The 25,704-nt window shown below is 60.6% G+C and carries 20 protein-coding genes and 1 pseudogene; 13 read left to right on the top strand and 8 right to left on the bottom strand.

Annotated elements, in window-relative coordinates:
• Positions 1-13: 13 nt before the first annotated feature.
• Positions 14-493, bottom strand: a complete 480-nt coding sequence (locus AC097P_RS12475) for a TRAP transporter small permease (RefSeq protein ID WP_479610737.1) — start codon at positions 491-493, stop codon at positions 14-16.
• Positions 494-495: 2 nt separating this feature from the next.
• Positions 496-1,512, bottom strand: a complete 1,017-nt coding sequence (locus AC097P_RS12470; protein ID WP_479610736.1) for a sialic acid TRAP transporter substrate-binding protein SiaP — start codon at positions 1,510-1,512, stop codon at positions 496-498.
• A gap of 262 nt (positions 1,513-1,774) precedes the next feature.
• On the opposite strand from AC097P_RS12470, the gene AC097P_RS12465 reads away from it, so the two are divergent.
• The 5 genes and pseudogenes from AC097P_RS12465 (at position 1,775) to AC097P_RS12445 (ending at position 7,326) form a co-directional block, all read left to right on the top strand.
• Entirely contained in the window at positions 1,775-2,575 is an 801-nt protein-coding gene (locus tag AC097P_RS12465; RefSeq protein ID WP_479610735.1) for a hypothetical protein, read from the top strand.
• Between the two features lie 137 nt (positions 2,576-2,712).
• A complete protein-coding gene (locus tag AC097P_RS12460; RefSeq protein ID WP_479610734.1) occupies positions 2,713-3,243 on the top strand; it encodes a hypothetical protein in 531 nt (176 codons plus the stop codon).
• A 451-nt stretch (positions 3,244-3,694) separates the two neighbouring features.
• Positions 3,695-5,434 (top strand): hypothetical protein, encoded by a 1,740-nt coding sequence (locus tag AC097P_RS12455; protein WP_479610733.1) that lies wholly within the window; start codon positions 3,695-3,697, stop codon positions 5,432-5,434.
• Between the two features lie 404 nt (positions 5,435-5,838).
• A pseudogene (locus AC097P_RS12450) lies at positions 5,839-6,132 on the top strand (phage integrase N-terminal SAM-like domain-containing protein); the annotation flags it as partial.
• 21 nt (positions 6,133-6,153) lie between these two features.
• The gene (locus AC097P_RS12445) at positions 6,154-7,326 is read left to right on the top strand and encodes an IS91 family transposase (protein WP_479611069.1); all 1,173 of its coding nucleotides are present in this window, start codon (positions 6,154-6,156) and stop codon (positions 7,324-7,326) included.
• Positions 7,327-7,708: 382 nt separating this feature from the next.
• On the opposite strand, the gene xdhB is transcribed toward AC097P_RS12445, so the two are convergent.
• Together xdhB and xdhA are read right to left on the bottom strand one after the other, a co-directional pair.
• Complete coding sequence (gene xdhB / locus AC097P_RS12440) at positions 7,709-10,015, bottom strand: xanthine dehydrogenase molybdopterin binding subunit (protein WP_479610732.1); 2,307 nt, start codon at positions 10,013-10,015, stop codon at positions 7,709-7,711.
• On the bottom strand, positions 10,012-11,565 hold the full coding sequence (gene xdhA / locus AC097P_RS12435) for a xanthine dehydrogenase small subunit (protein ID WP_479611068.1): 1,554 nt from the start codon (positions 11,563-11,565) through the stop codon (positions 10,012-10,014). Before xdhA ends, xdhB begins: the two co-directional genes overlap by 4 nt.
• 93 nt (positions 11,566-11,658) lie before the next feature.
• Here xdhA and AC097P_RS12430 point away from each other — a divergent pair, with 93 nt between their 5' ends.
• The 8 genes from AC097P_RS12430 (at position 11,659) to AC097P_RS12395 (ending at position 21,359) form a co-directional block, all read left to right on the top strand.
• Positions 11,659-12,591, top strand: a complete 933-nt coding sequence (locus tag AC097P_RS12430; protein ID WP_479610731.1) for a LysR family transcriptional regulator — start codon at positions 11,659-11,661, stop codon at positions 12,589-12,591.
• Between the two features lie 38 nt (positions 12,592-12,629).
• Positions 12,630-14,204 carry an ABC transporter ATP-binding protein gene (locus AC097P_RS12425; RefSeq protein WP_479610730.1) on the top strand — a complete coding sequence of 525 codons (1,575 nt, stop codon included), beginning with the start codon at positions 12,630-12,632 and terminating at the stop codon, positions 14,202-14,204.
• Complete coding sequence (locus tag AC097P_RS12420) at positions 14,191-15,297, top strand: ABC transporter permease (RefSeq protein ID WP_479610729.1); 1,107 nt, start codon at positions 14,191-14,193, stop codon at positions 15,295-15,297. Before AC097P_RS12425 ends, AC097P_RS12420 begins: the two co-directional genes overlap by 14 nt.
• Positions 15,297-16,217, top strand: coding sequence for an ABC transporter permease (locus AC097P_RS12415; protein ID WP_479610728.1), 921 nt, complete (start codon positions 15,297-15,299; stop codon positions 16,215-16,217). Before AC097P_RS12420 ends, AC097P_RS12415 begins: the two co-directional genes overlap by 1 nt.
• 60 nt (positions 16,218-16,277) lie before the next feature.
• Positions 16,278-17,441 carry a BMP family ABC transporter substrate-binding protein gene (locus tag AC097P_RS12410; protein WP_479610727.1) on the top strand — a complete coding sequence of 388 codons (1,164 nt, stop codon included), beginning with the start codon at positions 16,278-16,280 and terminating at the stop codon, positions 17,439-17,441.
• 71 nt (positions 17,442-17,512) lie between these two features.
• On the top strand, positions 17,513-19,414 hold the full coding sequence (pepF, locus tag AC097P_RS12405) for an oligoendopeptidase F (protein WP_479610726.1): 1,902 nt from the start codon (positions 17,513-17,515) through the stop codon (positions 19,412-19,414).
• Positions 19,415-19,422: 8 nt separating this feature from the next.
• Entirely contained in the window at positions 19,423-20,283 is an 861-nt protein-coding gene (locus AC097P_RS12400) for a dienelactone hydrolase family protein (RefSeq protein ID WP_479610725.1), read from the top strand.
• A 29-nt stretch (positions 20,284-20,312) separates the two neighbouring features.
• Positions 20,313-21,359, top strand: a complete 1,047-nt coding sequence (locus AC097P_RS12395) for an adenosine deaminase (RefSeq protein ID WP_479610724.1) — start codon at positions 20,313-20,315, stop codon at positions 21,357-21,359.
• A gap of 56 nt (positions 21,360-21,415) precedes the next feature.
• Here AC097P_RS12395 and AC097P_RS12390 read toward each other — a convergent pair whose 3' ends face one another.
• From AC097P_RS12390 to AC097P_RS12375, 4 genes are all read right to left on the bottom strand, one after another.
• Positions 21,416-21,916 carry a VOC family protein gene (locus AC097P_RS12390; protein ID WP_479610723.1) on the bottom strand — a complete coding sequence of 167 codons (501 nt, stop codon included), beginning with the start codon at positions 21,914-21,916 and terminating at the stop codon, positions 21,416-21,418.
• A gap of 186 nt (positions 21,917-22,102) precedes the next feature.
• On the bottom strand, positions 22,103-22,936 hold the full coding sequence (locus AC097P_RS12385; protein ID WP_479610722.1) for a LytR/AlgR family response regulator transcription factor: 834 nt from the start codon (positions 22,934-22,936) through the stop codon (positions 22,103-22,105).
• Complete coding sequence (locus AC097P_RS12380) at positions 22,921-24,003, bottom strand: sensor histidine kinase (RefSeq protein ID WP_479610721.1); 1,083 nt, start codon at positions 24,001-24,003, stop codon at positions 22,921-22,923. The genes AC097P_RS12385 and AC097P_RS12380 overlap by 16 nt, the downstream gene beginning before the upstream one ends.
• Before the next feature lie 23 nt (positions 24,004-24,026).
• Positions 24,027-25,550, bottom strand: coding sequence for an alpha/beta hydrolase family protein (locus AC097P_RS12375; RefSeq protein ID WP_479610720.1), 1,524 nt, complete (start codon positions 25,548-25,550; stop codon positions 24,027-24,029).
• Positions 25,551-25,704 lie beyond the last annotated feature (154 nt).

Raw genomic sequence — 25,704 nt, 5'->3', positions numbered from 1 at the left:
AATGCTTCCTCAATCACGTCCGCAACTGGGAGTCTTCCAAGCCGACGCCACGTGCTGCCCGCCAAATCCCCCACCCACTGCGCACCACCAGCGCACCCATCAGCAACACAAAGGGAAGGTACACCCGCATCATCGGCACATCCAACACGGGCGTACCTTCGCGCGCCATGAAGTGCACGTAGTCCCAGGTGGCCGGCAGCCCCGCCAGCGCCAGGCCGCCGATCAACAGATTGCCTGCGATCCGCATGGCCTGACGGGCGCGGCGGCCCACGTTGTTCCACACCAGGTCGAACACTACGTGTTCGCGCTCCGGCACCACGAAGGCCGCTGCCCACAGGATCACCCAGATGTACAGGATGACAGCCAGCTCGTCGGTCCACGGCAGTGGCAGGTTCAGGCCAAAACGAGCCGCGATCTGAACGATGAAAACCGTGAACAGTGCCAGAAAGAGAATGCCGCCAACCGCGTTGGCACTGCGTTGCAGCCAGCGCATGTTCAGTGTGTAGCGTTGATGCGATCCACCAAGCCGGCGGGCCAGACCTTGGCGTAGTCAGAACCATCGTAGGCGGCTTGCACGGTCTTGCGGAAGGCTGCTACATCAGGCGTCGCGATTTGCAGGCCTTCCTTCTTGAAATACTCCACCAGTTGGGATTCTTCCTGCGCGGTGTTGTCGTTGTTGTACGTAGCGGCCGCTTGTGCCGCGCCGATGACCTTCTGCTTTTGCGCGGGAGTCAGCGCGTTGAAGCTTTTGTTGGAGATGGCAATGAACAGGCTGTCCACCAGATGGCTGGTCAGCACGATTTGCTTGGTTACCTCGTAAAACTTGGCTGCGCGCACGCTGGGCAGCGGGTTGTCTTGGCCATCAATGGTGCCGGTCTTCAGGCCCAGGTAGACCTCGCCAAAGGCCAGCGGCGTGGCGGTGGCGCCCAGGGCGTTGCCCAGAAACAGCCAGTCCTTGGAGCCGGGCATGCGCAGCTTGATGCCTTTCAAATCACCCGGTGTCTTGACCGCGCGGGCCTCGCGCAGATTGACCTGGCGGGTGCCCAGGTAGCAGGTGGACAGCACGGTGATGTCCATCTTCTCGGACACACGCTTGAACAGTTCGGTGCCGATGGGGCCGGTGAAAACCTTCTGCTGGTGGGCCGCGTCGCGCAGCATATAGCCTGCGGTGAAGACAGAGAACTCGGGCACTATCTTGGCCACGTCGGCTGCCGACATCGAAGTCATCTCCAGATTGCCGCGCGCCATCGCGGCCGGTTCCGCGCCCTGCTTGAACAGGGACGCGTTCAAATTGATCTGCACATCAAACTCGCCCGGTGCCGATTTCTCCAGCGCGTCCTTGAAGACGGTCCACATCTTGGCGTGCCACGCGTCAGGCACGGCGGGAGTGGAGATGCGCAGCACAGTCTTGGGCTGCGCGGCGGCAGGGAAGGCTAGGCCGCCAAGCGCAGCAGCTGCAGCTGCAGCGGCCAGTAGTGTGGTGCGGCGCTTCATGGGTAGGGACATGGGCATGGGTTGTCTCATAGCTGGAAACGGAACCTGCAGTGTATTACCGCAGAATCAGGGCCGACCGCAAATGCAGGCTGCAGATAGCGGTGCAGACGTCAACTTCACACCAGGAGCAACCGCCAACTTCCTGAGCAAACTGTCTGGGATGGCTGGGGCGCTCAGCTGCCCGTACGGGAGTGACCGGGTCATTGAGTTGATGCCCTGGGGAGCTATAGTCGCCTACCTGCGCCAACCCTCCCATTCGTTGACAGCTAACAATCACACCATGAACCACGACTTTTTGATCAAAAACACGAACCGAATAGCGGTCTATGCCACCGTGGCACTGACGTACTGGATCGTTATCTTTTTGACCATCACCGTGTTTGACTTGAAAGTCTTCCGGGAACGCATGACTGAGACCTTCTATCTCAGTCTGTTGGGAATATTCGCAATACTTGGGGGCGCAATGGTCCTTAATGTCATGGCAAACCTGTCAAAGATCTCGGCGGCCCTCGGAATCCAGCATGCGTTGCCAACGAATGACACAAAATCGAGTCGCCTGCGGGTAGGCGCTGCAGCGCTCTCGCTGATACTCATCGTCGCTGTCTTGTTTGTTGGCAATGAGTTTTCTGTGCAACGTAAAAAAGAGGTGCTGATTAGTGCGGCAGAAAAGCTCGTTTCTGAGAACCAAGACTCACTGGCCATGTTGGCGGACTATAGATTTTCCCTGGACTACGCCAAGAAGTCGGCAGGGGTGCTAAAGGTCGTCAAGAAAATAGACAAGAACTTCCCCGAGGTAATGCTAGTGGTCCCGGAGTCAATTAACGGCAAGCAAGTGTTTTTAGCATTTGGTGGTCGCGAGTACCACGATGACAAGGAGGAGAGTGACAAGGTTTCCTACATTTTCTCGGCCACCCAAACTGAACGCGAATACCTGAGTTCTGTATTTGTTGCTGGCAACACAAACTACAGGTTTCATGGCGAGAAGGGAAGCTATCAGTTGTATTTTCCGATAGAAGTTTCCGGCAAGAGATTTGTTCTGTACCTTTCTGATTTCCAGCGTTATGGGAAGTTAGGCTCTTGAGTGCTGGAGTTGGGTCACTGTGTTCTACCGGCAGTGCAGGATACGGTGAGCGCATCCGGGTTGGGGCGGATGCCGACATCTGGTGTCACGGCCTGATCGACTACAGTTAACCATTGATTTGTCGTTTGGCGTCGCAGATGCACCCTTCCACTCGCTCAGTGTTTCTCATTGGAACTGACCACCGCTATCAGGAGCGTCAGCCTTGCTTCCCTGAAGCTTCGCACGGCGCATTTGAGACTCTGCTACGGCGATGCGCCAGGGAAAACGACATCCGAGCCATAGCCGAGGAACACAGTCTCGACGCCCTATCTGGAAAATCTCTATCAAGAACCGTTCTTGAATCGCTCGCGGCTGAACTGGGCTTTCCGCACAAATACTGCGACCCGTCAATCGGGCAGAACGCGTCGCTTGGCATACTTCAAGAGAGTCAAATTCGACTGAGGGGCTGGCCGAATACTCAGCCGACTGAAGAGCAAGTGGCAGAAGAACTAGCCAGGGGCTATCGCAGGCGAGAAGCTTGGTGGATGCAGGAACTTCTCACACTCAACGAATGGCCCTGCCTGTTTGTCTGCGGCTCAGATCACACAATTCCGTTCGCCAAGCTTCTCGAGGTGTCGGGAATAGATGTCCACATCGTTGCCGCAGACTGGAACTGGAAAGCGGAATGAGCAACTCATCGCTGCGCCGCACGGCGACTCCGAATACTTCGCTCAACCGGACCCCCCCACTGCATGCAGTTGTCCGGGCTTCCATTTCATTGTGACCCAGCCGCCATCACGCTGCGGCGGTCTGGTTAGCCCAATCGTCACGACTGCTTCGGAGCGAAGTGGACCTGTGCAATGCGTCTGTTATCGTCACCGCTTCGGGGCGATAACAGTCGGTCAAAAACGACCGCTTCCGGGAAGTACAGAGGTCACCCGCCACTTTCTCATACACCCCATCGACCACGCCCACATGAAAGTTTAAATGCCCATTCAGGCTGGAGACGAAGCGGTGGATCAAAGCGACTTCATTAATATGCGGGGCTGCCCTGCCTACCTGCGCCGCACATGGGCAAAGGCAGATGCGGGTCGGTCAACCCACCACCAGCCAGACGTCAGAACAAATTAAAGTTAAAGCATGCGCAAAAATATTCGGTCACTTGCCCTGCTACTCTTCTCAATATGCCTCTTTTACGGTGCAGCAACCAATATCAGCAATCTGCGAAGCTGGGCAATAAAGACCTATTCCTGGGTGTCGGATAGTTTTCTATCACTGAAGAAAACTGATTCTTCGCAGTTCTTTGTAGATGTCTTGCAGTTACGCCAAGCCATTGCAAGGTTGGAGCCACTACAAGCCAGCGAAGATACAGACTCATGCTATCCCGAGGGTGACGAAGAGGATACGAGCGTCACGCTTAGCCCGGAAGCGCTGGTGCTGAAAAATGAATCTATCAAGCAGGAAGAGGCCGCGGCACAGGCCTGTAGCGAGGCCATCGCGCAAAAATTTAAAGCCTATACAACGGCCTTTCATACCTTCAACAGCGAGTGGTTGCCACGGCTCACAAAAGCGATGGAGAGCGGGGATCGCGTTGCCGAGGTGATTTTGCGACAGTGCGATACAACGCCCGTCTTGGATCGCAGCAACATTGAGTCCACCTGCGATGCTAAACCGCAGCGCAGAGACATGGCGGCAAAACGATTAAAAGAAATTGGTTTTGCACCCGCATTCGATTACAGCAAGGAAATAAATACACCACATCCACCAACTTCCAATAACCAGCTGCAATCCAATAGAACCGCTGTGTTAGAGGCCTTTCGGCACGGGGCATTTGGAGTTGATTTCACAATTGCAGCGTGTTGCAGCATTGTCGAAAGTGAAGCTGCCCTAAAAGACTTTCGGCGCTGGGCACTCATTGAAGCAGCGCATCAAGAGGCTCAGCGCATGTTCACGTTTAAATCACTCGACCCGAATATGCCGGGATACTCTGAACTTTCACTCAATCGCCATCCACTTAAAGGCACCCAACTAACTTGGGGTAAATCGATGGTCGAGCCCTATGCGCACAGCGGTTACTGGCGCTCTTGGCCCACTGTTGGCTCGTTTGCCAACAGGCATTACTACTTTGGGACCCCTATTCGAAATTTCGAAGAGGATCGGAATGTGATCCGAATTGATGTGAGTAACCCGTCCAATAAAATCCCGCAAGACTTTTTCAAAATTGACAAAGACTTTGAAGCGGAATTACGAGAGCTTTTGAGTGCCAACGAGAAGGCAATCGATGGCTACCTTCAAGATGATCCGCGCTGGGGCATTTTCCTTCTCCAGCGCATCGGACATCACGAATTTATTCCGCAGGGTATGGTCAGCGCCTCATACGAAGTGGGTACTGCCTTGACTGGAGATTGGGTTCTTGAAGAGCACTATATCGATTGGAAGGCGGTAGAAGAAGACATCCAAGGCCTTGCGAAAATTAGCAGCGATGGCGAATCCACTCGGATCAGCATAAATTCAAAAACTCTTAAATCAGGACTGAGCGAACGTGATCAACTGCCGGACGTCAATCGCTGTCTATTGCGCAGGAGCGGCGGACAATGGCCAGGCATTGGTTATGAGCCAATCAATAGAACGAAAGCCCACAATGGTTTGTACGAGACGGGTATCGGTCATATTCGAAAACCTGAAGACGCGGCGGTACCCGCCTACGGTCCATTTGATTCGAAAAGCAATTACGAACAAATTCTGATGCAGTGCGAGGGGGCTGAAGCCACCAACTCTGATCGCGTCCGTTTCTTGCTTTTGGCAGGCGATACATTGGTGGAGTTTTCTACTGCAAGCTTGTGGCAGGTATTGCATATTCGTCACTACAAGAGACGCTAGTAAATCAGTGGATCGGAATTTCAGCCGCCCGGAGACCAGCATGGCAGCTTTGATCACCCGTGAGCCCATGTAAAAACCCTCTTGATTCCCCCTTCATCCGTCTGCTCATCACCGCCCCCACAGCGGCGGCCGTGTGCCGGTACGTGCGCGCGCCAACGTCAGCGATGGAGCGATCAGTTCGTAAATCTCTACGCCCGCTGTGGGCCTATGGCCGGTGCTCGGTTTGACGAAGTGCTCACCACATTGCAGCCCGTCGATCTTCGGTTGCCAATGTCCGGTCCGGAGGAGCCAGATCGCAAATCGCCACTACCGCTCAGTGTCTGCGGACTAAACCGCTCCCGCGGTAGTCCCCACGCCAGCGCATGTAGTTTGCGCTAGGCACCTGTGCATGCCTATGTTGTGCAATGAGGCAATTGGCCTCGTTTCACAACAGGAGCACAGCCATGCAATCACCCAACCATCCGGTATCACCGTTGCGCCTACGCATGCTCGAAGACATGCGTATGCGCCAACTCGCGCCCAAGACCCAGGCCGCCTATATTCGCGCCGTCTACAAGCTTGCAGCATTCACCAAGCAGTCACCCGATACGGCCAGCGCCGAAGACCTGCGCCGGTTCCAGCTGCATATGGTCGACGCCGGCACGTCCCCCATCACGCTCAACGCCACTATCACCGGGTTGACGTTCTTCTTTGACGTCACACTGGGCCGCGCTGACGTGATGGCCAGAATGCAGTCAGTTCGCGTGCCCCAGAAACTCCCTACGGTGCTGAGCCGCGAGGAAGTGGCCAGACTGCTGGGCGCGGTGGGCCACATCAAGCACCAGACTGCGCTATCGGTGGCCTACGGCACCGGACTGCGTGTCAGCGAAGTGGTTGCGCTCAAAGTGACGGACATCGACAGCGAGCGCATGACGCTGCGCATGGAACAGGGAAAAGGCAGCAAGGACCGCTACGCCATGCTCTCGCCCATATTGCTGGAGCGCCTGCGGGTCTGGTGGCGTGTGGCACGCGCCCAGGGCAAGATGCTTGACGGCGGTTGGTTGTTCCCTGGGAGGGACCCTATCGAGGCGTTGACCGCCAGGCAACTCAACCGCGCCATCCATGAAGCGGCAACTCTGGCCCACATCGACAAGCGTGTGTCCATGCATACCCTGCGTCACAGCTTTGCCACCCATTTGCTGGAACAGAAGGTCGATATCCGTGTGATCCAGGTGATGCTGGGCCACAAGAAGCTGACCACCATTGCCGCAGACCCCAAGCACTTGGGCGCACAGGTCGGGGCCACACTGGTGCTGCATACCTGGGGTTCGGCGCTGACGCACCATCCCCATGTGCACGGGATCGTGCCCGGTGGGGGTTTGTCCTTGGACGGCCAGCGCTGGGTGTCCTGCAAGCCGGGCTTCTTCCTGTCGGTGCGGGTGCTGTCGCGTTTGTTTCGGCGTCGGTTTATTGAAGCGTTGGCACAAGCGCATAGCCTGGGCGAGTTGCAGTTCTTTGGTGACAGTGCAGGCCTTGCCGATCCACAAGCCTTTGCGCAGTGGCTGGCGCCACTGCGCACCTGTGAATGGGTGGTGTACGCCAAGCGCCCGTTTGCCGGGCCTGCAGCCGTGCTGGCCTATCTGTCGCGCTACACGCACCGGGTGGCGATTGCCAATTCCCGTTTAGTGGCGCTGGACGAGCGTGGCGTGACCTTCCGATGGAAGGACTACGAGTTGCTCGGCGTTGCGTCGGCGGTTATCACCGAAGCCTCTCAGGTTGGCGCCGAAACTGAAGTGAATGAGGTTCGCCCGACCTTCGTTTGCACGCACTGTGGCGCGGCCATGGTTATTCTGGAGACCTTGGTGCGGGGCCAGGCCATTCGCGCGCCACCATCAATGCAGGGGCCACCCTGATGGCCCGCGGAAGCATCACTGGGGTCAATTGCCGGTCGGCTGTGTATCCAGAGCAGTTGGCGGGGATGGGTGTTGCCATACGGTGCAAAAGTGTTCTCAAGGGCCTGCATTCACGCCGCCGTATCCTGCTTCTCACCAACTGGTTCGTCGATCTGAACCTGGTGCGCCTGCAATGGGGGGCGCCGTTGCCCGTTCCAGCTGCGTTGTTTCGCATCCAATCGCCATAGTCTTGTAGCGGCCTCAACCAGTATTGGCACTCGCCGCGGTTTCCTCCCCCGAGGCTTGTACGACGCCCACCCTTCATGGGTGATCGTGGCGCCATTGGCTTGCCTGCGCGGGCGGGCATCCTACAAACCTAAACTAAAGCAGCCCAGTCAAAACTTCACTCCGGCAGCGCCCTGAGCACATTCTCAGCCGTAGCAGGCGCCGTCAGGCGCACGGGTTCGCTGTTGCACTGCACTGACGCGATGGCCTCCCGCAACGCCTCATACACGCTGATGGCCAACATGAAGGGCGGTTCGCCCACGGCTTTGGAGCCGAAGACGTTGTCTTCGCGGTTGGGCTCGGGCCACAGGTCTACCTTGAAGTGCTGGGGCACATCGCCTGCGGTCGGGATCTTGTAGGTGCTGGGCGCATGGGTGCTGAGATAACCCTTGTCGTTCCACACCAGTTGTTCGGTGGTCAGCCAACCCATGCCCTGCACAAAGCCACCCTCGATCTGGCCGATGTCGATGGCCGGGTTGATAGAGCGGCCCACGTCGTGCAAGATGTCCACCTTCAGTACCCGGCTCTCGCCGGTCAGCGTGTCAATCGCCACCTCGGTGCACGCCGCACCGTAGGCAAAGTAGTAAAACGGTCGCCCGGTCAGCGTGGCCTTGTCGTAGTGGATCTTGGGTGTGCGGTAGAAGCCATCGCTCCACAGCTGGATGCGGTTGGCATAGGCCATCTTCACCACATCGTCAAAACTGCGCGTGCTGGTGGGTGATACCACCTGCCCATGTTCAAAGCGCACGGCCCCTGCACCGCAGGCATCCATCCCGCTGACGAATGCCGCCAGGTTGTCGCGCACATGGCGGGCCGCAAACTGGGCGGCACGCCCGTTCAGGTCGGTACCGGCCGACGCGGCGGTGGCCGATGCATTAGGGATCTTGCTGGTGTCGCTGGCCGTGCACAGGATGCGGTGGTAGGGCACGCCCAATTCGTCAGCCACAATCTGCGCCACTTTGGTGTTCAGGCCCTGACCCATTTCGGTGCCGCCGTGGTTGACCTGCACGCTGCCGTCGGTGTAGACGTGCACCAGCGCGCCGGCCTGGTTGAACAGCGTGGCGGTGAAGCTGATGCCGAATTTGACCGGCGTGATGGCGATGCCGCGTTTCAGGATCGGGCTGCTGGCATTCCATTCGGCAATAGTCGCGCGGCGTTGCCGGTAGCTGGATGTGCTTTCTAACTGAGTCAGCAGCGGCTGCAGGATGTTGTCTTCCACGCGCATGCCGTAGTGGGTGGTGTCGCGCCGGGCGTCCGTGCCGGCAATGGCTTCGTCGCTATACAGGTTGCGCATGCGCACATCCAGCGGGTCTAGCCCCAAGTGGCGCGCAATATCGCCCATGACAGCCTCGATGGCGATGACGCCCTGTGGCCCGCCAAAGCCGCGGAAGGCAGTGTGGCTTTGTGTGTTGAGCTTGCAGCGGAAGGACGCTATGTCCACATCCTGCAGGTAGTAGGCGTTGTCGCTGTGGAAGATGGCGCGGTCGGCCACCGGGCCGGACAGGTCGGCGCTGAAGCCGCAGTTGGCGGCCATCATCAGTTTCAGTGCGGTCAGGCGGCCCGTGTCGTCAAAACCCGCGCTGTACTCCAACGCAAACGGGTGGCGTTTGCCGGTGACCATGAAGTCGTCATCGCGGTCCAGGCGCAGCTTGACCGGGCGCTGCAGCTTGTGCGCGGCGACTGCAGCCCACACCGCAAGATGCCCAGCCTGGGTTTCCTTTCCGCCAAAACCGCCGCCCATGCGCCGGCATTCGACCTTGACGGCGTGGCTGTCTATGCCCAGCGCGTGCGAGACCCAGTGTTGCACCTCGCCGGGGTGCTGGGTGCTGGAGTAGACCGACCACTGGTTTTGCTCCTGCGGCAGCACGTAGGCCACCTGGCCTTCCAGATAGAAGTGCTCCTGGCCACCAACCTCCAGCGCGCCGCTGAGCGTGTGCTGTGCGCGGGCCAAGGCTGCGGATGCATCGCCACGTTTTACGTACACCGGTGGCAGCACATAGTTCTGCGCAGCCAGTGCGTGCTGCACGGTCAGCACTGCGGGCAGGGCTTCGATGTTGAGCTGGACCTTTCGCGCGGCGCGGCGTGCCTGCATTACCGTGACGGCAACGACGAGACCGACCACCTGGCCGATGTGTTGCACCGTGTCCATCGCAAACACCGGCTCGTCACCGGCAAACGAGGCCAGCATGGGGTCACCGGGAATGTCACGCGACAGGATGACGCCGCGCACGCCCGGCATGGCCAGTGCCGCGCCGGCATCCACACCCAGCAGGCGGCCATGCGCCACGTTGGACAATATGGGCGCGGCCTGCAGCGTGCCGCGCACCTCGGGAATGTCGTCGATATAGGTGGCGCCACCGGCCACCTGGGCAGCGGCGCTCTCATGGGGGCGGCTGACGCCGGATGCGGGTTGGGCTGTGCTCATGCCAATACCTCCAGGCTGCGCACATCGGTTGCCACCGTGCCTTGGCTCTCCAGCCAGAAGCGTTGCAACAGGTTGCCCAGCACCGTGCTGCGGTAGGCCGCCGAGGCCCGCATGTCCGAGATGGGCGTGAACTCGCCGCGCAGAACATGCATGGCCTGCTGGATCGTGGCCTGCGTCCAAGGCTGGCCGATCAGTGCCGCCTCGGTCTGGCGGGCGCGCACTGGTGTAGCCGCCACGCCACCGGCGCCAATGGATGCACTGCGCACTTGGCCGTCGGCAAGCTGAACGTGGATGGCCAGGCACACCGCGGAAATATCGTCTTCAAAGCGCTTGGAGATCTTGTAGACACGGCTGAATTCGTTCTCCGTAGCCTTGGGCACCTTGATCCACGCCAGCACTTCGTCGGGCGCCATCACGTTCTTGCGGTAGCCGGTGTACAGGTTTTCCAACGGCAGCTCGCGGTGGGCGATGCTGGTGCCACTCTGCCGCATCAGCACCACATTGGCGCCCAGTGCAATCAGCAGCGGCATCGAATCGCCAATCGGTGACCCATTGGCGACGTTGCCGCCCAGCGTGCCACTGTTGCGCACCGGCAGGCCGGCAAAACGGTGGGCGAACTCGGCCAGTTGCGGGCGGTCTGCCACCAGCGCGGCAAAGGCATCGGTCAGCGTGACGGCCGCACCGATTGCGGTGTGGTCAGCGTGGGCTTCCACGCGGCGCAGTTCGGCCACCCGGGTCACATCCAGCACTTTGTCAAACTGCATGTGCATCTTGGTGATCCACAGACCTACATCGGTGCAGCCGGCCACCAGCTGGGCATCGGAGTGAGCCGCACGGTCTGCCAGCAGTTGGGGCAGACTGGCGGGCAGCATATATGAAGAATCGGCCGCTAGCCCTCGCGGAATGAGCGTAAGCTGCTCCAAATTCGATAGCACTTTGGATTCGTCGATGTGCGCAACCGGTAGCGTCTGCATGGCCTCTGCCGCATCCAGTATAGGCCGGTAGCCGGTGCAGCGGCACAGGTTGCCCGACAGCGCGCCCTGCGCATCTGCGCGTGTGAGGGGCTGGCCTTTGCAGGTCTTGCTCTGGTACTGGCCAAACAGGCTCATGACAAAACCGGGTGTGCAGAAGCCGCATTGCGAGCCGTGGCATTCCACCATGGCCTGCTGCACGGGATGAAGACGTTGGCCCCCACGTTCCGCCGCTTGCGCGGGTCGCTGCCCCCCGAGGGGGCCGTCCCCGCCTTGGGGCGGCCCGGCGGCGGGGTTGTCGCTGTTCAAAGAGATGTCTTCGGTTGTCCACACCGCCATGCCATCGATGGAGTGCGCTAAGCGGATGCAGCTGTTGATAGCGCTGTATTTGAGTGACGAACCGTCTGCCTCGGCCACTACCACGGTGCATGCGCCACAGTCACCCTCACCACAGCCTTCCTTGGTGCCGCAGCTGTGCAAGTCTTCGCGTAACACTTCGAGCAGCGTGCGGTTGGTGTCCACGGCGGGTAGGCTGACAATCTCTCCGCGTCTGACAAATCTCAGGGGTTGGGTGTGCATTGACTTCATGGGCATTTCTTAATCCGTGAGGGTAAATCGGGTGGCAGCTGCACACCATATTCCTTAGGATATGACACAAATCGACAACACCGTATGAGAAACCATTCCCTGTTAGACAAGATAGACCTTCACTTGATAAGGGTCCTCCACACCGTGTTGACTGAACGCAGCGTTTCCAAAGCCGCCATCCGCCTGGGTATGCACCAGCCCGCGGTAAGCAGTGCACTCAAAAGGCTGCGCGATTTTGCGGGAGACCCGCTCTTGGTGCGCTCGGGCTCCGGCATGGTGCCCACCGATGTGGCGCTGCGCATGCTCGAGCCCAGCGCCAGCATTTTGCGTGCCGCAGAGATGCTGTTCTCCGACGCCAAGGGGTTTGAGCCTGCCACAGCGCGCAACACCTTCCGCGTGGCGGCCAGCGACTATCTGGACCCGGCGTTCCTGCCCCACTTGGTTACGCAAATCAAGTCACTCGCTCCGCTGGCCGAGATCGAAATCCTGTCGCTCTCCGGTAGCGCGGATTACCGTGCACAGTTGGCTCAGGGCGAGGTCGATGTGGTCATTGGCAACTGGTCCGAGCCGCCGGATGAATTGCACCTGGGCCGCCTGTTTGGCGACGAGGTCGTGTGCCTGGTATCCAACAAGCACCCTGCCGTACGCCGCGGCTGGGACGAGGCCTCCTGGCTGGCGGCCGACCACATAGCGCCGGGTGCAACCCATCCTGGGGCCAAGGGCGTCATCGATGAGCACCTGAGCAGCCTGGGCCTGCGCCGCCATATCGCCGCGCGCTGCCCGTACTTTGGGCAGATTCCGGCCATGGTGGCATCAACCTTGCTGGTCATGACGACCGGGCGCCAGTACTGCGAACGGTTTACCGAAACGCTGCCGGTCACAATCCTGCCGTGCCCTATCGTCTTCCCACGGCTGATGTATTACCAGCTCTGGCATGCGCGCACGCACACATCTGCATCCAGCCGATGGCTGAGGGATTGTGTGAAATCGGTGGCGGCGGCATTGAAAAAAGAGTGAGACCCAGAACGAGGCACAACGCGAGAACCAACGGCACCATGACAAGCCCCCCACCCAGACTCCAACTCACCGGTATCACCAAGGCCTACCCCGGCGTTATTGCCAACAGCGATGTCGCGCTGACCGTGATGCCTGGCGAAATCCATGCGGTGCTGGGTGAAAACGGTGCCGGCAAGTCCACGCTGATGAAGATCATTTATGGCTCGGTCAAACCCGACGCAGGCCGCGTGCTCTTCAACGGCCAGGAGATGCATATCCGCAACCCCAAGGAGGCACGGGCCAATGGCATCAGCATGGTGTTCCAGCACTTCAACCTGTTCGACACGATGACCGTAGCCGAGAACGTGTGGCTGGGCTTGACCCGCAGCTCGCTGGCGGATGTGACGGCCAGCATCGTCGCCAAGGCCACGGAGTACGGGCTGGACATTGACCCGCAGCGCCCGGTGCACACGCTGAGCGTGGGCGAGATGCAGCGTGTGGAAATCATCCGCGCGCTGTTGACCCGGCCCGAGCTGCTGATACTGGACGAGCCTACTTCCGTGCTGACGCCGCAGGCCGTAGAGAAGCTGTTCGTCGTGCTGAAAAAGCTGTCGTCTGAAGGCTGCAGCATTTTGTACATCAGCCACAAGCTGCACGAGATCCGCGAACTCTGCACGGCCTGCACGGTGCTGCGCGGCGGCAAGGTCACCGGCGTCTGCAACCCACAGCAGGAGACCAACGCATCTTTGTCGCGGCTGATGATCGGTGCCGAGCCGCCACTGCTACAGCGTGCCGCGCGCAACCCTGGCGCAGCCGTGTTGCATGTCAGGGGTCTGCGCTTGGCGCGCGAAGACCAGTTTGGCGTGGACCTGGACGGTATCGACCTGCAGGTACGGGCCGGTGAGGTGGTGGGCATTGCCGGTGTGTCCGGCAATGGGCAGAAAGAACTGTTGTACGCGCTGTCGGGTGAAGACTGCCGTGCGCCGCGGGGCAGCATCCATATGCAAAGTTGCGGGAGCGATCTCGATGTCTCGCACATGCACCCTGGCAAGCGCCGCGCCATGGGCCTGCACTTTGTGCCCGAGGAACGCCTGGGCCGTGGTGCCGTGCCCACGCTGAGCCTGGCGCACAACCTGTTGCTGACGCGTACCGAATCCATATCCATGCCGCGCTTTGCCGGTGGTTGGATACGCGTGCGCAAGCTGGAGGCCCATGCCGCGCGGCTGATACAGGAATACAAGGTCAAGGCCAATGGCCCGGGTGCAGCGGCGCGTTCGCTGTCGGGCGGCAACTTGCAGAAATTCATTGTGGGCCGCGAGATTGATGCTGCACCCAAGTTGTTGATCGTGTCGCAGCCCACCTGGGGTGTGGACGTAGGTGCCGCGGCCCAAATCCGCGGCGCGATCCTGGCACTGCGCGATGCGGGATGCGCCGTGCTGGTGGTCAGCGAAGAGCTGGACGAATTGTTTGAGGTCTGTGACCGCATGCACGTGATTGCACGGGGCAAGCTGTCGCCCTCGGTACCGGTAGCGGAGGCGACTGTGGAGAAGATTGGTGAATGGATGAGCGGGCTATGGGAAGAAGTTCGGACACCTCTGCATATTGCGAAGGAACTGGCCCATGCTCAAGCTTGAAGCGCGGCCCCAACCCTCGCAGCGCTGGAGCTACGGCTCTCCGTTGCTGGCGCTGGTATGCACCGTGGTCATCGGTGTGATTTTATTTGCGCTGTTGGGCAAGGACCCTGTGCGCGGCCTGCAGGTTTTCTTTTGGGAACCTATCAAGAGCGGCTACGCGGTGGGTGAGCTGGTGGTCAAGGCCACGCCCTTGCTGCTGATCGCGCTGGGCCTGGCCGTGTGCTTTCGCTCCAATGTGTGGAACATCGGTGCCGAGGGGCAGTACATCCTGGGCGCCATCACGGCCGGTGGTGTGGCGCTGTTGGCCGACAAGACCACCGGCGGCTGGATCGTGCCGGCCCTGCTGCTGGCCGGTGTGCTGGGCGGCATGGCCTGGGCAGGGCTCACCGCGCTGCTGCGCGACCGCTTCAATGCCAATGAAATCCTGGTCAGCCTGATGCTGGTCTATGTAGCGGTGCAAGTGCTGGGCTATCTGGTGTTTGGTCCGTGGAAAGACCCCCAGGGCTACAACTTTCCGCAGACCAAGAGCTTTGACGCCATCACGCGCATACCGCGGCTGTTTGATGGCTCGCGGGTCAACATTGGCGTTATCCTGGCGCTGCTGGGCGTGGCCGGCATCTGGGTATTTTTGTTCCGCACGCGGTCCGGCTTTGCGCAGCAGGTGGGCGGGCTGACGCCCGCCGCGTCGCGGTATGCCGGCTTTTCGTCACGCCGCGCGCTATGGACTGCGCTGCTGATCTCGGGCGGCATGGCTGGCCTGGCCGGTGCGCTGGAGGTGGCGGGCCCCATTGGCCAGCTGACGCCGTATGTGCCAGCGGGCTACGGTTTCGCCGCCATCATCGTGGCTTTTGTCGGGCGGCTGCACCCGGTGGGCATGGTGTTTTCGGCGCTGCTGATGAGCATGTTCTACATCGGTGGTGAGTTGGCGCAAAGCCGGCTGGGGCTGCCCAAATCGCTGACCGGCGTGTTCCAGGGGTTGCTGCTGTTTTCGCTGCTGGCTTGTGACACGCTGGTCAACTACCGTCTGCGCTGGGTGCGCGCCGCTGCGCCATCACGGGCAACGGTTGCGGCACAACTGGGAGCCGCAAAATAATGGAATCCTACGCACTGTTAATCGCCGCCACGCTGAATGCTGGCACCGTGCTGGCCATCGCTTCCCTGGGCCTGCTGATCAACGAGAAGGCGGGCATCGTCAACCTGGGGGCTGAGGGCATGATGCTGTGCGCGGCAATAGCCGGTTTCGCCGCGGTGGTGGCCACCGGTAGCGACACGCTGGGCTTTGCCGCCGGCATGGGCGCCGGCGCGCTGATGGCGGCCGTATTCGGCGTGCTGGTGATCTGGCTCAACACCAACCAATATGCCACCGGGTTGGCTCTTAGCCTGTTTGGTGCGGGCTTCTCGGCGTTTGCCGGCATCGCCTATGTGCAGGCCAAGATACCGGAGCGGCCCAGCTTTGCCGTGCCTTTTCTGTCGGACATTCCGCTGGTGGGGTCGGCACTGTTTCGCCAGCATCCGCTGGTCTATTTGACCGTGCTGTTTGCGTTCGCGCTGATCTGGTTTTTGTACCGCACACGGGCCGGCCTGGTGCTGCGCAGCGTCGGTGAAAGCCCTGAGTCTGCCCACGCGCTGGGCTACCCCGTGCGCTGGATACGCCTGGGTGCTGTGGTGGTGGGTGGCGCACTATGCGGCCTGGCGGGCGCCTACATCTCCATCATTTACACGCCTCTGTGGGTGGAGGGCATGGTGTCTGGCAAGGGCTGGATCGCGCTGGCGCTGACGACCTTTGCCACATGGCGCCCGGCACGGGTATTGCTTGGAGCCTACCTGTTTGGCGGGGTGACGATGTTGCAGTTTCACTTGCAGGGCGCGGGGGTGGAAGTGCCCAGCCAGTTCCTCAGCATGCTGCCTTATGTAGCGACCATCGTGGTGCTGGCCCTGATATCCCGCAACCCGCGCTGGATTCGCATTAATATGCCGGCTGCCATGGGCAAACCGTTTTACCCCGGCGCCTAGATTTTTCTGCAGCTATCCGGCTGATTCTTCCGCAACCCAAGTTTCTTAGAAAGAACTGACATGACAGATTTGCAAAAACGCGCATTACTCAAGATTGCAGCCCTGACGGCCGTGGCAAGCGCTGCACTGGTTGGCTGCGGCAAGAAGGAAGAGCCGGTGGCAGTAACGCCTGCGCCCGCCGCGCCGGCAGCATCGGCGCCCGCGCCCAAGCCCGAGCCGCTGAAGATCGCGTTTGCCTATGTCGGCCCTGTGGGCGACGGCGGCTGGACCTTTGCCCATGACAAGGGCCGCCTGGCGTTGGAAAAGGAATTCGGCGACAAGATCAAGACATCGTTCGTGGAAAACGTGCCCGAGTCGGCCGATGCCGAGCGCGTCATCCGCGACATGGCCACCGAGGGCAAGAACAAGCTGATCTTCGGCACCACCTTTGGCTACATGGAACCCATACTCAAGGTGGCGGCTGACAACAAGGGCGTCCACTTTCAGCATGCCACTGGCTTCAAGACCGCCGACAACGTCAGCACCTATGACAGCCGCACCTACGAAGGCGCTTATATGGCCGGCATCATTGCCGGCAAGATGACCAAGACTGGCACATTGGGTGTGGTCGCTTCGGTGCCAATTCCCGAGGTGATCCGCAACATCAACAGCTTCACGCTGGGTGCGCAGAGCAGCAACCCCAAGATCAAGACCAAGGTGGTGTGGGTCAACGAGTGGTTTAACCCACCGAAAGAGACCGAAGCCGCCACCAGCCTGATCAACGCGGGTGCCGATGTGCTGTTCCAGAACACCGATTCCCCCGCCGTGCTGAAGACCGCACAAGACAAGGGCAAGCGCGCCTTTGGTTGGGATTCTGATATGACCGCCTATGGCCCCAAAGCCCACCTGGCGTCCAGCATCATCAACTGGAGCCCGTACTACATCAAGACCACCCGCGATGCACTGGAAGGCAAGTTGGCGACTGGCAGGGCGTGGTGGGGCGTCAAAGAGGGCGCGATCGATATCGTGTCGATTGCTGAAGACGTGCCTGCCGACACCAAGGCCAAGGTCGAAGAGGTGAAGAAGGGTTTGGCCGACGGTTCCTTCGTGATTTGGAAGGGGCCGATTGTTGACAACACTGGCAAGGAACAGATCGCCAAGGACAAGCAAGCCGACGATGAATTCCTCGGCGGCCTGGGTTTCTACGTCAAGGGTGTGGAAGGTAAGATCCCTGGCAGCAAGTAGGCAATAGAACCGTGATCCGGGCCGCTTACGAGCGGCCTTTTCTATTCCACCCCTTCTAAGGTCATTCCACTATGAAAAACCTGTTGCTCGGCACCGTGGCCGCATCTGTCCATTTGTTGTTTGCAAGCCCTGCGCTGGCCGCCAGTGCGCCCAAGCCGGCGACGCAAAACCGTGCCGACATCGCGGCGCAGTACAAGTGGGACTTCTCGCCCATCTACGCCAGCTGGGACGCGTGGGAGGCTGCGATGAAGGCCACCGAGGCCAAGATGGACGCCTTTGCCGCGCGCAAGGGCACGCTGAAGAACGGCCCTGCCGCGCTGCTCAGCGCCTACCAGGCCTTTGACGAGATCGGCATGCTGCAGTACAAGGTCTACCGCTACCCGCAGCTGCAGCGCGATGTGGAGACGCGCAACCAGGAGGTGGCAGGCAAGTTCCAGCGCGTGGGCGCGGTGTTTGCCAAGTTCGGCACGGCCACGGCGTGGTTCACGCCCGAGCTGCTGAAGATTCCGCAGGCCACCGTGGAACAGTGGATACGCGACACGCCGGCGCTTGCGCCCTACAAGTTCACGATACTGGACAACTACCGCCAGCAGGCCCATGTGCTGGACGAGCAGGGCGAGAAACTGCTGTCGTTTGCGTCGCGTCTGAACGACACGCCCAAGGCCACGTTCCAGGAGCTGTCGACGTCCGACATCAAATTTCCCAAGGTGACGCTGTCCGACGGGAAGGAGATCACGCTGTCACCCGGCACCTACCAGGGCGTGCTGCAGACCAACTATGTGCAGGCCGACCGCGCCAAATCGTTTGAGGCTTTCCTGGCCACCTATGCGGCAACGTCCAACACCTACGCCGCCATCTACAACGGTGTCATGCAAAAGGGCTGGTTCACCGCGCAGGCGCGCAACTTCCCGACAACATTGGACTCCGCGCTGGACGGGCATGCGGTGCCCACCGATGTCGTCAAGACGCTGGTGGACACTGTGCGCGCGGGTACCGCGCCGCTGCAGCGGTATTCCAAACTGCGCAAGAAGCTGCTGGGCCTGGACAGCTACCACCTGTACGACGGTTCCATCCCCATCTACAAGACCACGGCCACCTACCCGTACGACGATGCCAAGGAGACGGTGCTGCAATCCATGGCACCACTGGGTACAGACTATGCGGCCAAGTACCAGAAGTTTTTGTCTGGCCAGCAGATCGACGTGTACGAGAACGATGGCAAACGCTCGGGTGCCTATGTGGGTGGCGTCTATGGCGTAGGGCCCTACATGCTGCTGAACCACAACGACACGCAGAACGCGCTGTTCACGCTGGCGCATGAAGGTGGCCATGCCATGCACACCATCCTGTCGTATGAGAAGCAACCGTATGTGACGTCCAGCTACACCATCTTTGTTGCTGAGGTAGCGTCGACCACCAACGAGCGCTTTTTGCTGAACAAGCTGCTGGAAAGTACCACCGACCCCAAGGAACGTTTCCTGTTGCTGCAGCATGCGGTGGATTCCATCGTCGGCACCTTCTACACCCAGGTGCTGTTTGCTGATTTTGAACTGCAGGCCCACAAGTTGGTGGAGCAGGGTAAACCGGTAACCGCCGCCGTGTTGAACGGCATTTACCTGGATCTGCTGAAGACCTATTACGGCGACTCGGTGACGATAGACGATGCCTACAAGTACACCTGGTCGCGCATCCCGCACTTTTTCAACTCGCCGTACTACGTCTACCAGTACGCCACTTGCTTTGCGTCGTCGGCCAAGCTGTTCAAGGACATGACTACCGGCGACGCCGCATCCCGCGCGGCAGCCACCGCACGCTACCTGGAACTGCTGGGTAGCGGTGGCAATGACCACCCGATGGCACAGCTGCAAAAGGCCGGGGTTGACCTATCCAAGCGCGAGACCGTGCAAGCCGTTGTGGACCAGATGCAGGAGCTGGTTGCGCAGATGGAGCTTGAAGCGGCCAAGATCCGATGAGGCCCCGTATGAAGCTGCTTGCAACCCTGGGCGTCAGTCTGTCGCTATGGACCGGCCTGGCGCTGGCGGCCACCCCGCAGGCGGTGCAGGTGCCCACGGCGGGCCTGTCGTCGTCACCTGAACCGCTGCGCGCCTTTGTATTCAGCCCCGCAGAAGCCTCGACCACCACCCGGCACCCCGCGGTGGTCATGGTGCATGGTTGCGGCGGCGCCTATGGCAAAGACGGCCAGCTCAACGCCCGCCACAGTATGTGGGGCGAGTACCTGGCCGCACAGGGTTACGTGGCACTGATGCTGGACAGCTTCAGCTCCCGCGGCTTCCAGGAGATCTGCACCGTCAAGTTCAGCGAACGCACGCTGAAGGAATCAGACCGCGTCGGTGATGCTTACGCAGCACTAGCCTACCTGCGCCAGTTGCCCACGGTGGATGGCGCCCGCATTGCCATGCTGGGCTGGTCGCATGGGGCTGGCGTGACGCTGGACACGATCGGCCATCGCCCGTCGGGCCCGGGGTTTAACGCGGCCGTTGCCTTCTACCCCGGCTGCACGGCGCGCAACAAAAATCCTGAGCGCTTCCACCCCTACGCACCGCTGTTGCTGCTGATAGGCGAGACCGACGACTGGACGCCCGCCGCGCCGTGCAAGGCTTTGGCCGCCACAGTGTCAGCCCGGGGTGAGCCCATGCAGATCGTCACTTACCCCGACACTTACCACGACTTTGATAGCCCCGCACTGACCGCCAAGCGTGTCCGCAAGGACGTGCCCAACGGCGTGACCCCAGGGGCAGGCGTGACAACCGCGCCAAACCCCGAAGCGCGTGAAGACGCCAAGCAGCGCGTCAAGGCCTTTCTGGCCGACCGCCTGAAATAGACTGTTGCACCACACAAGAGAGCACAAGCATGACGACGATGAATCACAAGCCCATAGCAGCCGACCGCCTGCCCGAACTGCTGCGCCGCATGCCCAAGGCCGAGCTGCACATGCACATCGAAGGTTCGCTGGAGCCCGAGCTGATGTTTGCGCTGGCCAAGCGGAACAACGTGGCGCTGCGCTTCCCCAGTGAGCAGGCGCTGCGCGATGCCTATGTGTTCAACAACCTGCAGGAGTTTTTGGACATCTACCACGAGGGAACGATGGTGCTGAAGACTGAAGCAGACTTCTATGACATGACCTGCGCGTATCTGGCCCGTGCCCAGGCCGACAACGTGTTGCACACCGAAATCTTCTTCGACACGCAAACCCACACCGGCCATGGTCTGGATGCCGCCACCGTCATCAACGGCCTGCACCGTGCCTGCGCCGATGCGCCGGCCAAGTTCGGCATGACGGCCTCACTGATCCTGTGCTTCCTGCGCCACCTGAGCGAGGAGGAAGCCTTTGCCTGCCTGGAAGAGGCGCTACCGCTGCGCGACAAGATTGTGGGCATCGGCCTGGCGTCCAGCGAAGTAGGGCATCCGCCGGAGAAGTTTGCCAAGGTGTACGCCCGCTGCAAGCAACTGGGCTTTCGCCTGGTGGCGCACGCCGGTGAAGAAGCGCCGCCGGCCTACATCTGGAGCGCACTGGACGTTCTGAAGGTGGAGCGTATAGACCACGGCGTGCAGGCCATACACGATGCTGCGCTCATGCAGCGCCTGGCCAAAGACCAGATACCGCTGACCGTATGCCCCTTGAGCAACCTGAAGCTGCGCGTGTTCCCGACACTGGCCCAGCATAACCTGCAGCGCATGCTGGACGCCGGCATCATGGCCACCGTCAACTCGGACGACCCGGCCTATTTCGGCGGCTATATCAACGAGAACTTCACGCAGACCTTTGCGGCGCTGGGCATGACCAGCCAGCATGCCTACCAGCTGGCACGCAACAGCTTTGATGCCAGCTTTATCGATGCGTCGTTGCGCAGCCAGTATGTGCAGCGGCTGGACGCGGTGTTTCAAACCTTTGAGTGAAAACGGGCTGTAGCCCTTGTGCAGTGAGCGTAAGCCGCTCCTGAATTGATAGCGATTCAGGCTCCTGCGTAGGCCAGTTTAAGGTCGTCGATATTCAGTTTCGTCATTTGCAACATGGCAGTCATCACCCGTTGTGACCGTTCGTGTTCTGAGTCGGTGATCATGTCCTGCAGGATGGTGGGCACAATCTGCCACGACAAACCGTATTTGTCCTTGAGCCAGCCGCACTGCTGGGAGCCCACATCTCCGCCGGCCGACAACTTGTTCCAGTAGTCGTCCACTTCCTTTTGCGTCGTGCAATCCACCTGCAAAGAGACGGCTTCATTGAATCTGAATGTCGGCCCGCCATTCAGCGCGGTAAATGATTGGCCGACCAATTCAAATGACACTGTCATCACCGAACCTGCCGGCATGCCATGGATTTCATGCCCCGCCTCGCCATAACGGGCGATTTTTTTGATGCGGGAGTTTTTGAAAATGCCTACGTAGAAGTTGGCCGCTTCTTCGGCCTGGTGGTCAAACCACAGGCAGGGAAATATCTTCTGCAGACTGGCCATACTATTCTCCGGGCACGAAACAAGGGTGGTGGGGGTATGGTCAGCGTAGGGCCTTCGGGGGCGGCGGTTTGTACGGCAGCGCACGCATGCCCCCCGTGGCGCCTGGGCTGCGTTGTTTTCGCTACAGTATCGCCAACCGATAGTGGTGTGGCAGTAGGCCCAACTGGGAACCGCCCCCCGGTCTGGTCACAGATCGCGGAAGAAATCGGCGCGGGCTCGGCTGGCTTCGACCTTGCCCAGGCCGTCTTTCAGCTCCACCATAAACCGCCCCGGCCGCTCGCGGTGGATCTTGGCAACAAAGCGCAGATTGACGATGCTGGCGCGGTGCACCTGCACAAAGTTGTGCGGATCGAGCCGCTCCAGCAGCTTGGCCAATGGTTCGTTGATGAGGTGTTCGCCGTGTCGCGTGGTGATCTGGGTGTATCCGGGCACGGCGCGCAGGCAGGCGATGTCGTCTACCGGTATCAGCTGGATCTGGTTGCCGCTGACCACACGGACCCAGGGCATGGGCTCCGGCACAGTTGGCACAGCGGGGCTGGCGTGGGCCATAGCCTGGGCGATGGATTGCGCCACCGTTTGCTGCAGTTCTTTGATCAGCGCTGCGGGATCCTGGCCCGTATCGCCGTGGGGCGCCGCCAGGCGGACCTGAAGCCGTGCCACGGTATCGCGTAGCCGCGCTTCTTCCAGCGGTTTGACAAGGTAGTCGATGGCGCGTTGTTCAAAGGCCGGCAGCGCATATTGGTCGTAGGCGGTGACGAAAACTATTTCACCGCCATAGCCGTGTTCGCGCATCTGCTGTGCTGCAGCCATTCCGTCCAGGCGCGGCATATGGACATCCAGAAACACGACGTCCGGCAGATGTTGCTGGACACTGGCGACAGCAGCCCGGCCATCGCCAACTTGGTCGGCAATCACCAACGCGGGCCAGGCCTGCGCGAGCATGTCGCACAGCTCGGCGCGCAGCAGGGGCTCATCGTCGGCAATGACGGCGCGCGCTATTTTGGTTATGGGGCTTCCCATGGCAACTCCAGAGTGGCTTTGCAGCCGGAACCGATATCCTCCAAATGCAGGCTGGCTTGCCCACCGTAACGCAGGCGCAGACGTTCGCGCAGGTTGCGCAGGCCGGTGCCGGTCGATTCGGCGCTGGTCTGCGTGCGCAGACCTGGTCCATTGTCTTGCATGCTGAGTTGGAAGCACGCACCCGTGCGCGTGGCTGCTATGTGCAACGTAAGCCCTTCGCCATCGTCGGGCAAGCCATGCTTGACGGCGTTTTCGGCAAGGCACAGCAGGGCGCCCGGCAGGATGGACGCTGCCTGGAGCGCGGGCGGCACGTTCAGAGTCAGTTGAATGGGGCGGCCCAGGCGCTCGCGCAGCAGCTGCAGGTAGGCCTCAACCAGCGCAATCTCGTCGGGCAACGGCAAGCGTTCACTGCGAAAGCTGGGTAGCACCAGTTTGAAGTACTTGATCAGCTGCTCCAGCATGGCCAGCGCGCGGGTACTGTCCATGCGTATCAACTGGCGCAGATTTGCCAGCGTGTTGTACAAAAAATGCGGTTCGATCTGGGCCTGCAGCAATTGCAGGTCGGCTAGCGCACGCTCGCGTTGCAGGCGTTCAATGTCGAGACGGTTGGTCATCTCCTGGTGCCAAGCCTGCAGTTCACGCTGGCGGGCACGTGCCAGCAAGAACAAACTCAGTCCGACCATGGCACCCAGCACCGGGCCGGCCATCAAGCCTTTGACCACCACATGCCGGCCCAGGACGTCTGACAGCGTGCGGCCGTGGGCTGCTGCCAATGCAGCCACAGCAAACACCATGCCCACCGCACCGGCCGCCGCCGGCACTGCCACCAAGGTCCACAGCTTCAGGCGTGTGCGGACCAGCAGCCATAGGCCCACACCGCTGCTGCAGGCCATCGTGGTCAGCACGGCTGGCAACACCTGGTACAGCATGACCCGTACGTGTTGTTGCGACAACATCACCACGACCAGCAGTGTCAGGCCCAGGCTCAGGCAAGCCAGCACGGCGGCGTAGTCCCTGAAGGGGACTACCGGTGTGGCTGCGTTGGGGGCCGGGCTGTCGGTTGGCATGGGTTGGTCGTGTTGCTGCGGTGCTAACGGAGTGGGTCAAATACGGTGTGGCGCGACCAGGACGTGCAGGCGTTCGCTTCCACCTGCCCATGGTAGCCTGCGCCGGGCGGGTGCAACGGGGTTTGCGAATCCATCCACTGGGCGATAACCGGTTGGGTTTCGGTTTCCAGGTCTTCCACGGTCAGCAAAGGCCCGGCACCGGCAGCCTGAAAGTAGGCTCTGGCGGCAATGGCATTCGGAGCGGCCATTTTGTCCAGGCTGCCGTAGCAGACAAAGGTTTTGCTGACTGGCTTCCAGTCTCGCAGCAGGTTGTTTTCGCCCGCGTGCTCGCGCACTTTTGCACCACCTTTACTGATAGCGGTTGGGGCACCCAGGTAGCTCTTGACATAGTCCGCGGTGAGCAAGGGCTCTGCGCTGCAATCGGGGTACTGTGGTGTGTGATGGGTTGCAGGGTCCTTTAGGTTGTAGGGCAACTGGCATGTCTGGCGCAGCACGCCGTCGCTTGAGGTGGTGGTGCTCGGTAGCAGTGGCGGGAGTTTGCCCATCTCTTTGAACCACGGGTCACGGTAGGCCTCTGTTGGGTTGGTGTACACGTCACCGTAGCGCTGGTAGAAGCCCTCGATGATGTAAGTCGCCGCCACCGTTTTGGATTCTTCGTTGGTGTCAGGTGCGCCCATGAACTGGTCAAACGTAGCCTGCACCTGGTAGGGGCCGGAGGTCGGCGCTACGGCGGTGATTGCAAACTCGGTAGGGAAGTAGCGCTCCATGCTGCGCTGCGCGGCCATCGTCACGTAGCCTCCTTCCGATGTGCCCGCCAGAAAGAGCTTGGTGCCCAGCGATGCACCGTAGCCATTGTTGTTGAGCCAGTTGCGCGCCGCACGCACCGCATCGATGACCACGGCGGCGCTGGGTTCGGCCTGCAGGTAGGGGTGGTACAGCAATGAGGAATCAGAATAGCCGTGGTAGTCGGGCATGACCACCACATAGCCCTGCGAGCCATAGTAGGCCGCCATGCTCTTGATGCCCTCCTGACCGACACCATCTTTGCCGATGCTGGTGCCGTGCTGCTGCGAGAGCATGGGCCACGGTCCGCGGCAATCTGCACCCGGCACCAGCAGTGCGGCACTGGCTTTGGCTGTGGCCTGCACGGACTTGGGGGCATCCTGTGGGTTGATCGTGCTGTAGGTGAAACGCAGCACCTGTACATCGCACTTTGCATTGCCGGCGGCCGACTGCTTGCCGGCTACATTGGTGACCAGCGGGGCCTCCGCTACGCTGACTGAAGCGTCGATATCTGCCTTCTTCAAAGTTTTCTTGCCAGTGGTGCTGAGCACGGTGCCACGCAGGATCTTCGCGGCGTCTGCAACGGCGGACCCTCCGAGTGCGCTACCGGTGGCCTGAACGGCCATATCTGCGCTTGATGCGCCGCTGATGGCGCTACTCTCCGCGCTCTCCGTGCCACCGCCGCCACCGCAACCCGTGAGCGTGGAGGCGATGAGTGACAGCAACGCCAGAGATGATTTTTGACGACGCAATCGTTTGTACATGGGCGTATTCCTTGTAGTGACAGATGGGACCATGTGTCTCCACGTTGGAAGGCACGCGTGGCATTTCAGCGCACGACAAGACCCGCGTAAACTGTCGCCTCGGCCAGTGGTCGATCGGGCCCCTTGAACGGTGATATCGGGGGGTCCACTGGGG

Source organism: Rhodoferax sp. ZS1R8 (assembly GCF_056521325.1).
The sequence above is the reverse complement of the archived record's forward strand: the minus strand, read 5'-3'. Positions and strand labels throughout refer to the sequence as shown.

Bases quoted from the DNA above. Each gene is read 5' to 3' on its own strand.
- AC097P_RS12475 (WP_479610737.1), bottom strand. From the start codon at position 493: ATGCGCTGGCTGCAACGCAGTGCCAACGCGGTTGGCGGCATTCTCTTT.
- AC097P_RS12470 (WP_479610736.1), bottom strand. From the start codon at position 1,512: ATGCCCATGTCCCTACCCATGAAGCGCCGCACCACACTACTGGCCGCT.
- AC097P_RS12465 (WP_479610735.1), top strand. From the start codon at position 1,775: ATGAACCACGACTTTTTGATCAAAAACACGAACCGAATAGCGGTCTAT.
- AC097P_RS12460 (WP_479610734.1), top strand. From the start codon at position 2,713: ATGCACCCTTCCACTCGCTCAGTGTTTCTCATTGGAACTGACCACCGC.
- AC097P_RS12455 (WP_479610733.1), top strand. From the start codon at position 3,695: ATGCGCAAAAATATTCGGTCACTTGCCCTGCTACTCTTCTCAATATGC.
- AC097P_RS12445 (WP_479611069.1), top strand. From the start codon at position 6,154: ATGGCCAGAATGCAGTCAGTTCGCGTGCCCCAGAAACTCCCTACGGTG.
- xdhB (WP_479610732.1), bottom strand. From the start codon at position 10,015: ATGAGCACAGCCCAACCCGCATCCGGCGTCAGCCGCCCCCATGAGAGC.
- xdhA (WP_479611068.1), bottom strand. From the start codon at position 11,565: ATGCACACCCAACCCCTGAGATTTGTCAGACGCGGAGAGATTGTCAGC.
- AC097P_RS12430 (WP_479610731.1), top strand. From the start codon at position 11,659: ATGAGAAACCATTCCCTGTTAGACAAGATAGACCTTCACTTGATAAGG.
- AC097P_RS12425 (WP_479610730.1), top strand. From the start codon at position 12,630: ATGACAAGCCCCCCACCCAGACTCCAACTCACCGGTATCACCAAGGCC.
- AC097P_RS12420 (WP_479610729.1), top strand. From the start codon at position 14,191: ATGCTCAAGCTTGAAGCGCGGCCCCAACCCTCGCAGCGCTGGAGCTAC.
- AC097P_RS12415 (WP_479610728.1), top strand. From the start codon at position 15,297: ATGGAATCCTACGCACTGTTAATCGCCGCCACGCTGAATGCTGGCACC.
- AC097P_RS12410 (WP_479610727.1), top strand. From the start codon at position 16,278: ATGACAGATTTGCAAAAACGCGCATTACTCAAGATTGCAGCCCTGACG.
- pepF (WP_479610726.1), top strand. From the start codon at position 17,513: ATGAAAAACCTGTTGCTCGGCACCGTGGCCGCATCTGTCCATTTGTTG.
- AC097P_RS12400 (WP_479610725.1), top strand. From the start codon at position 19,423: ATGAAGCTGCTTGCAACCCTGGGCGTCAGTCTGTCGCTATGGACCGGC.
- AC097P_RS12395 (WP_479610724.1), top strand. From the start codon at position 20,313: ATGACGACGATGAATCACAAGCCCATAGCAGCCGACCGCCTGCCCGAA.
- AC097P_RS12390 (WP_479610723.1), bottom strand. From the start codon at position 21,916: ATGGCCAGTCTGCAGAAGATATTTCCCTGCCTGTGGTTTGACCACCAG.
- AC097P_RS12385 (WP_479610722.1), bottom strand. From the start codon at position 22,936: ATGGGAAGCCCCATAACCAAAATAGCGCGCGCCGTCATTGCCGACGAT.
- AC097P_RS12380 (WP_479610721.1), bottom strand. From the start codon at position 24,003: ATGCCAACCGACAGCCCGGCCCCCAACGCAGCCACACCGGTAGTCCCC.
- AC097P_RS12375 (WP_479610720.1), bottom strand. From the start codon at position 25,550: ATGTACAAACGATTGCGTCGTCAAAAATCATCTCTGGCGTTGCTGTCA.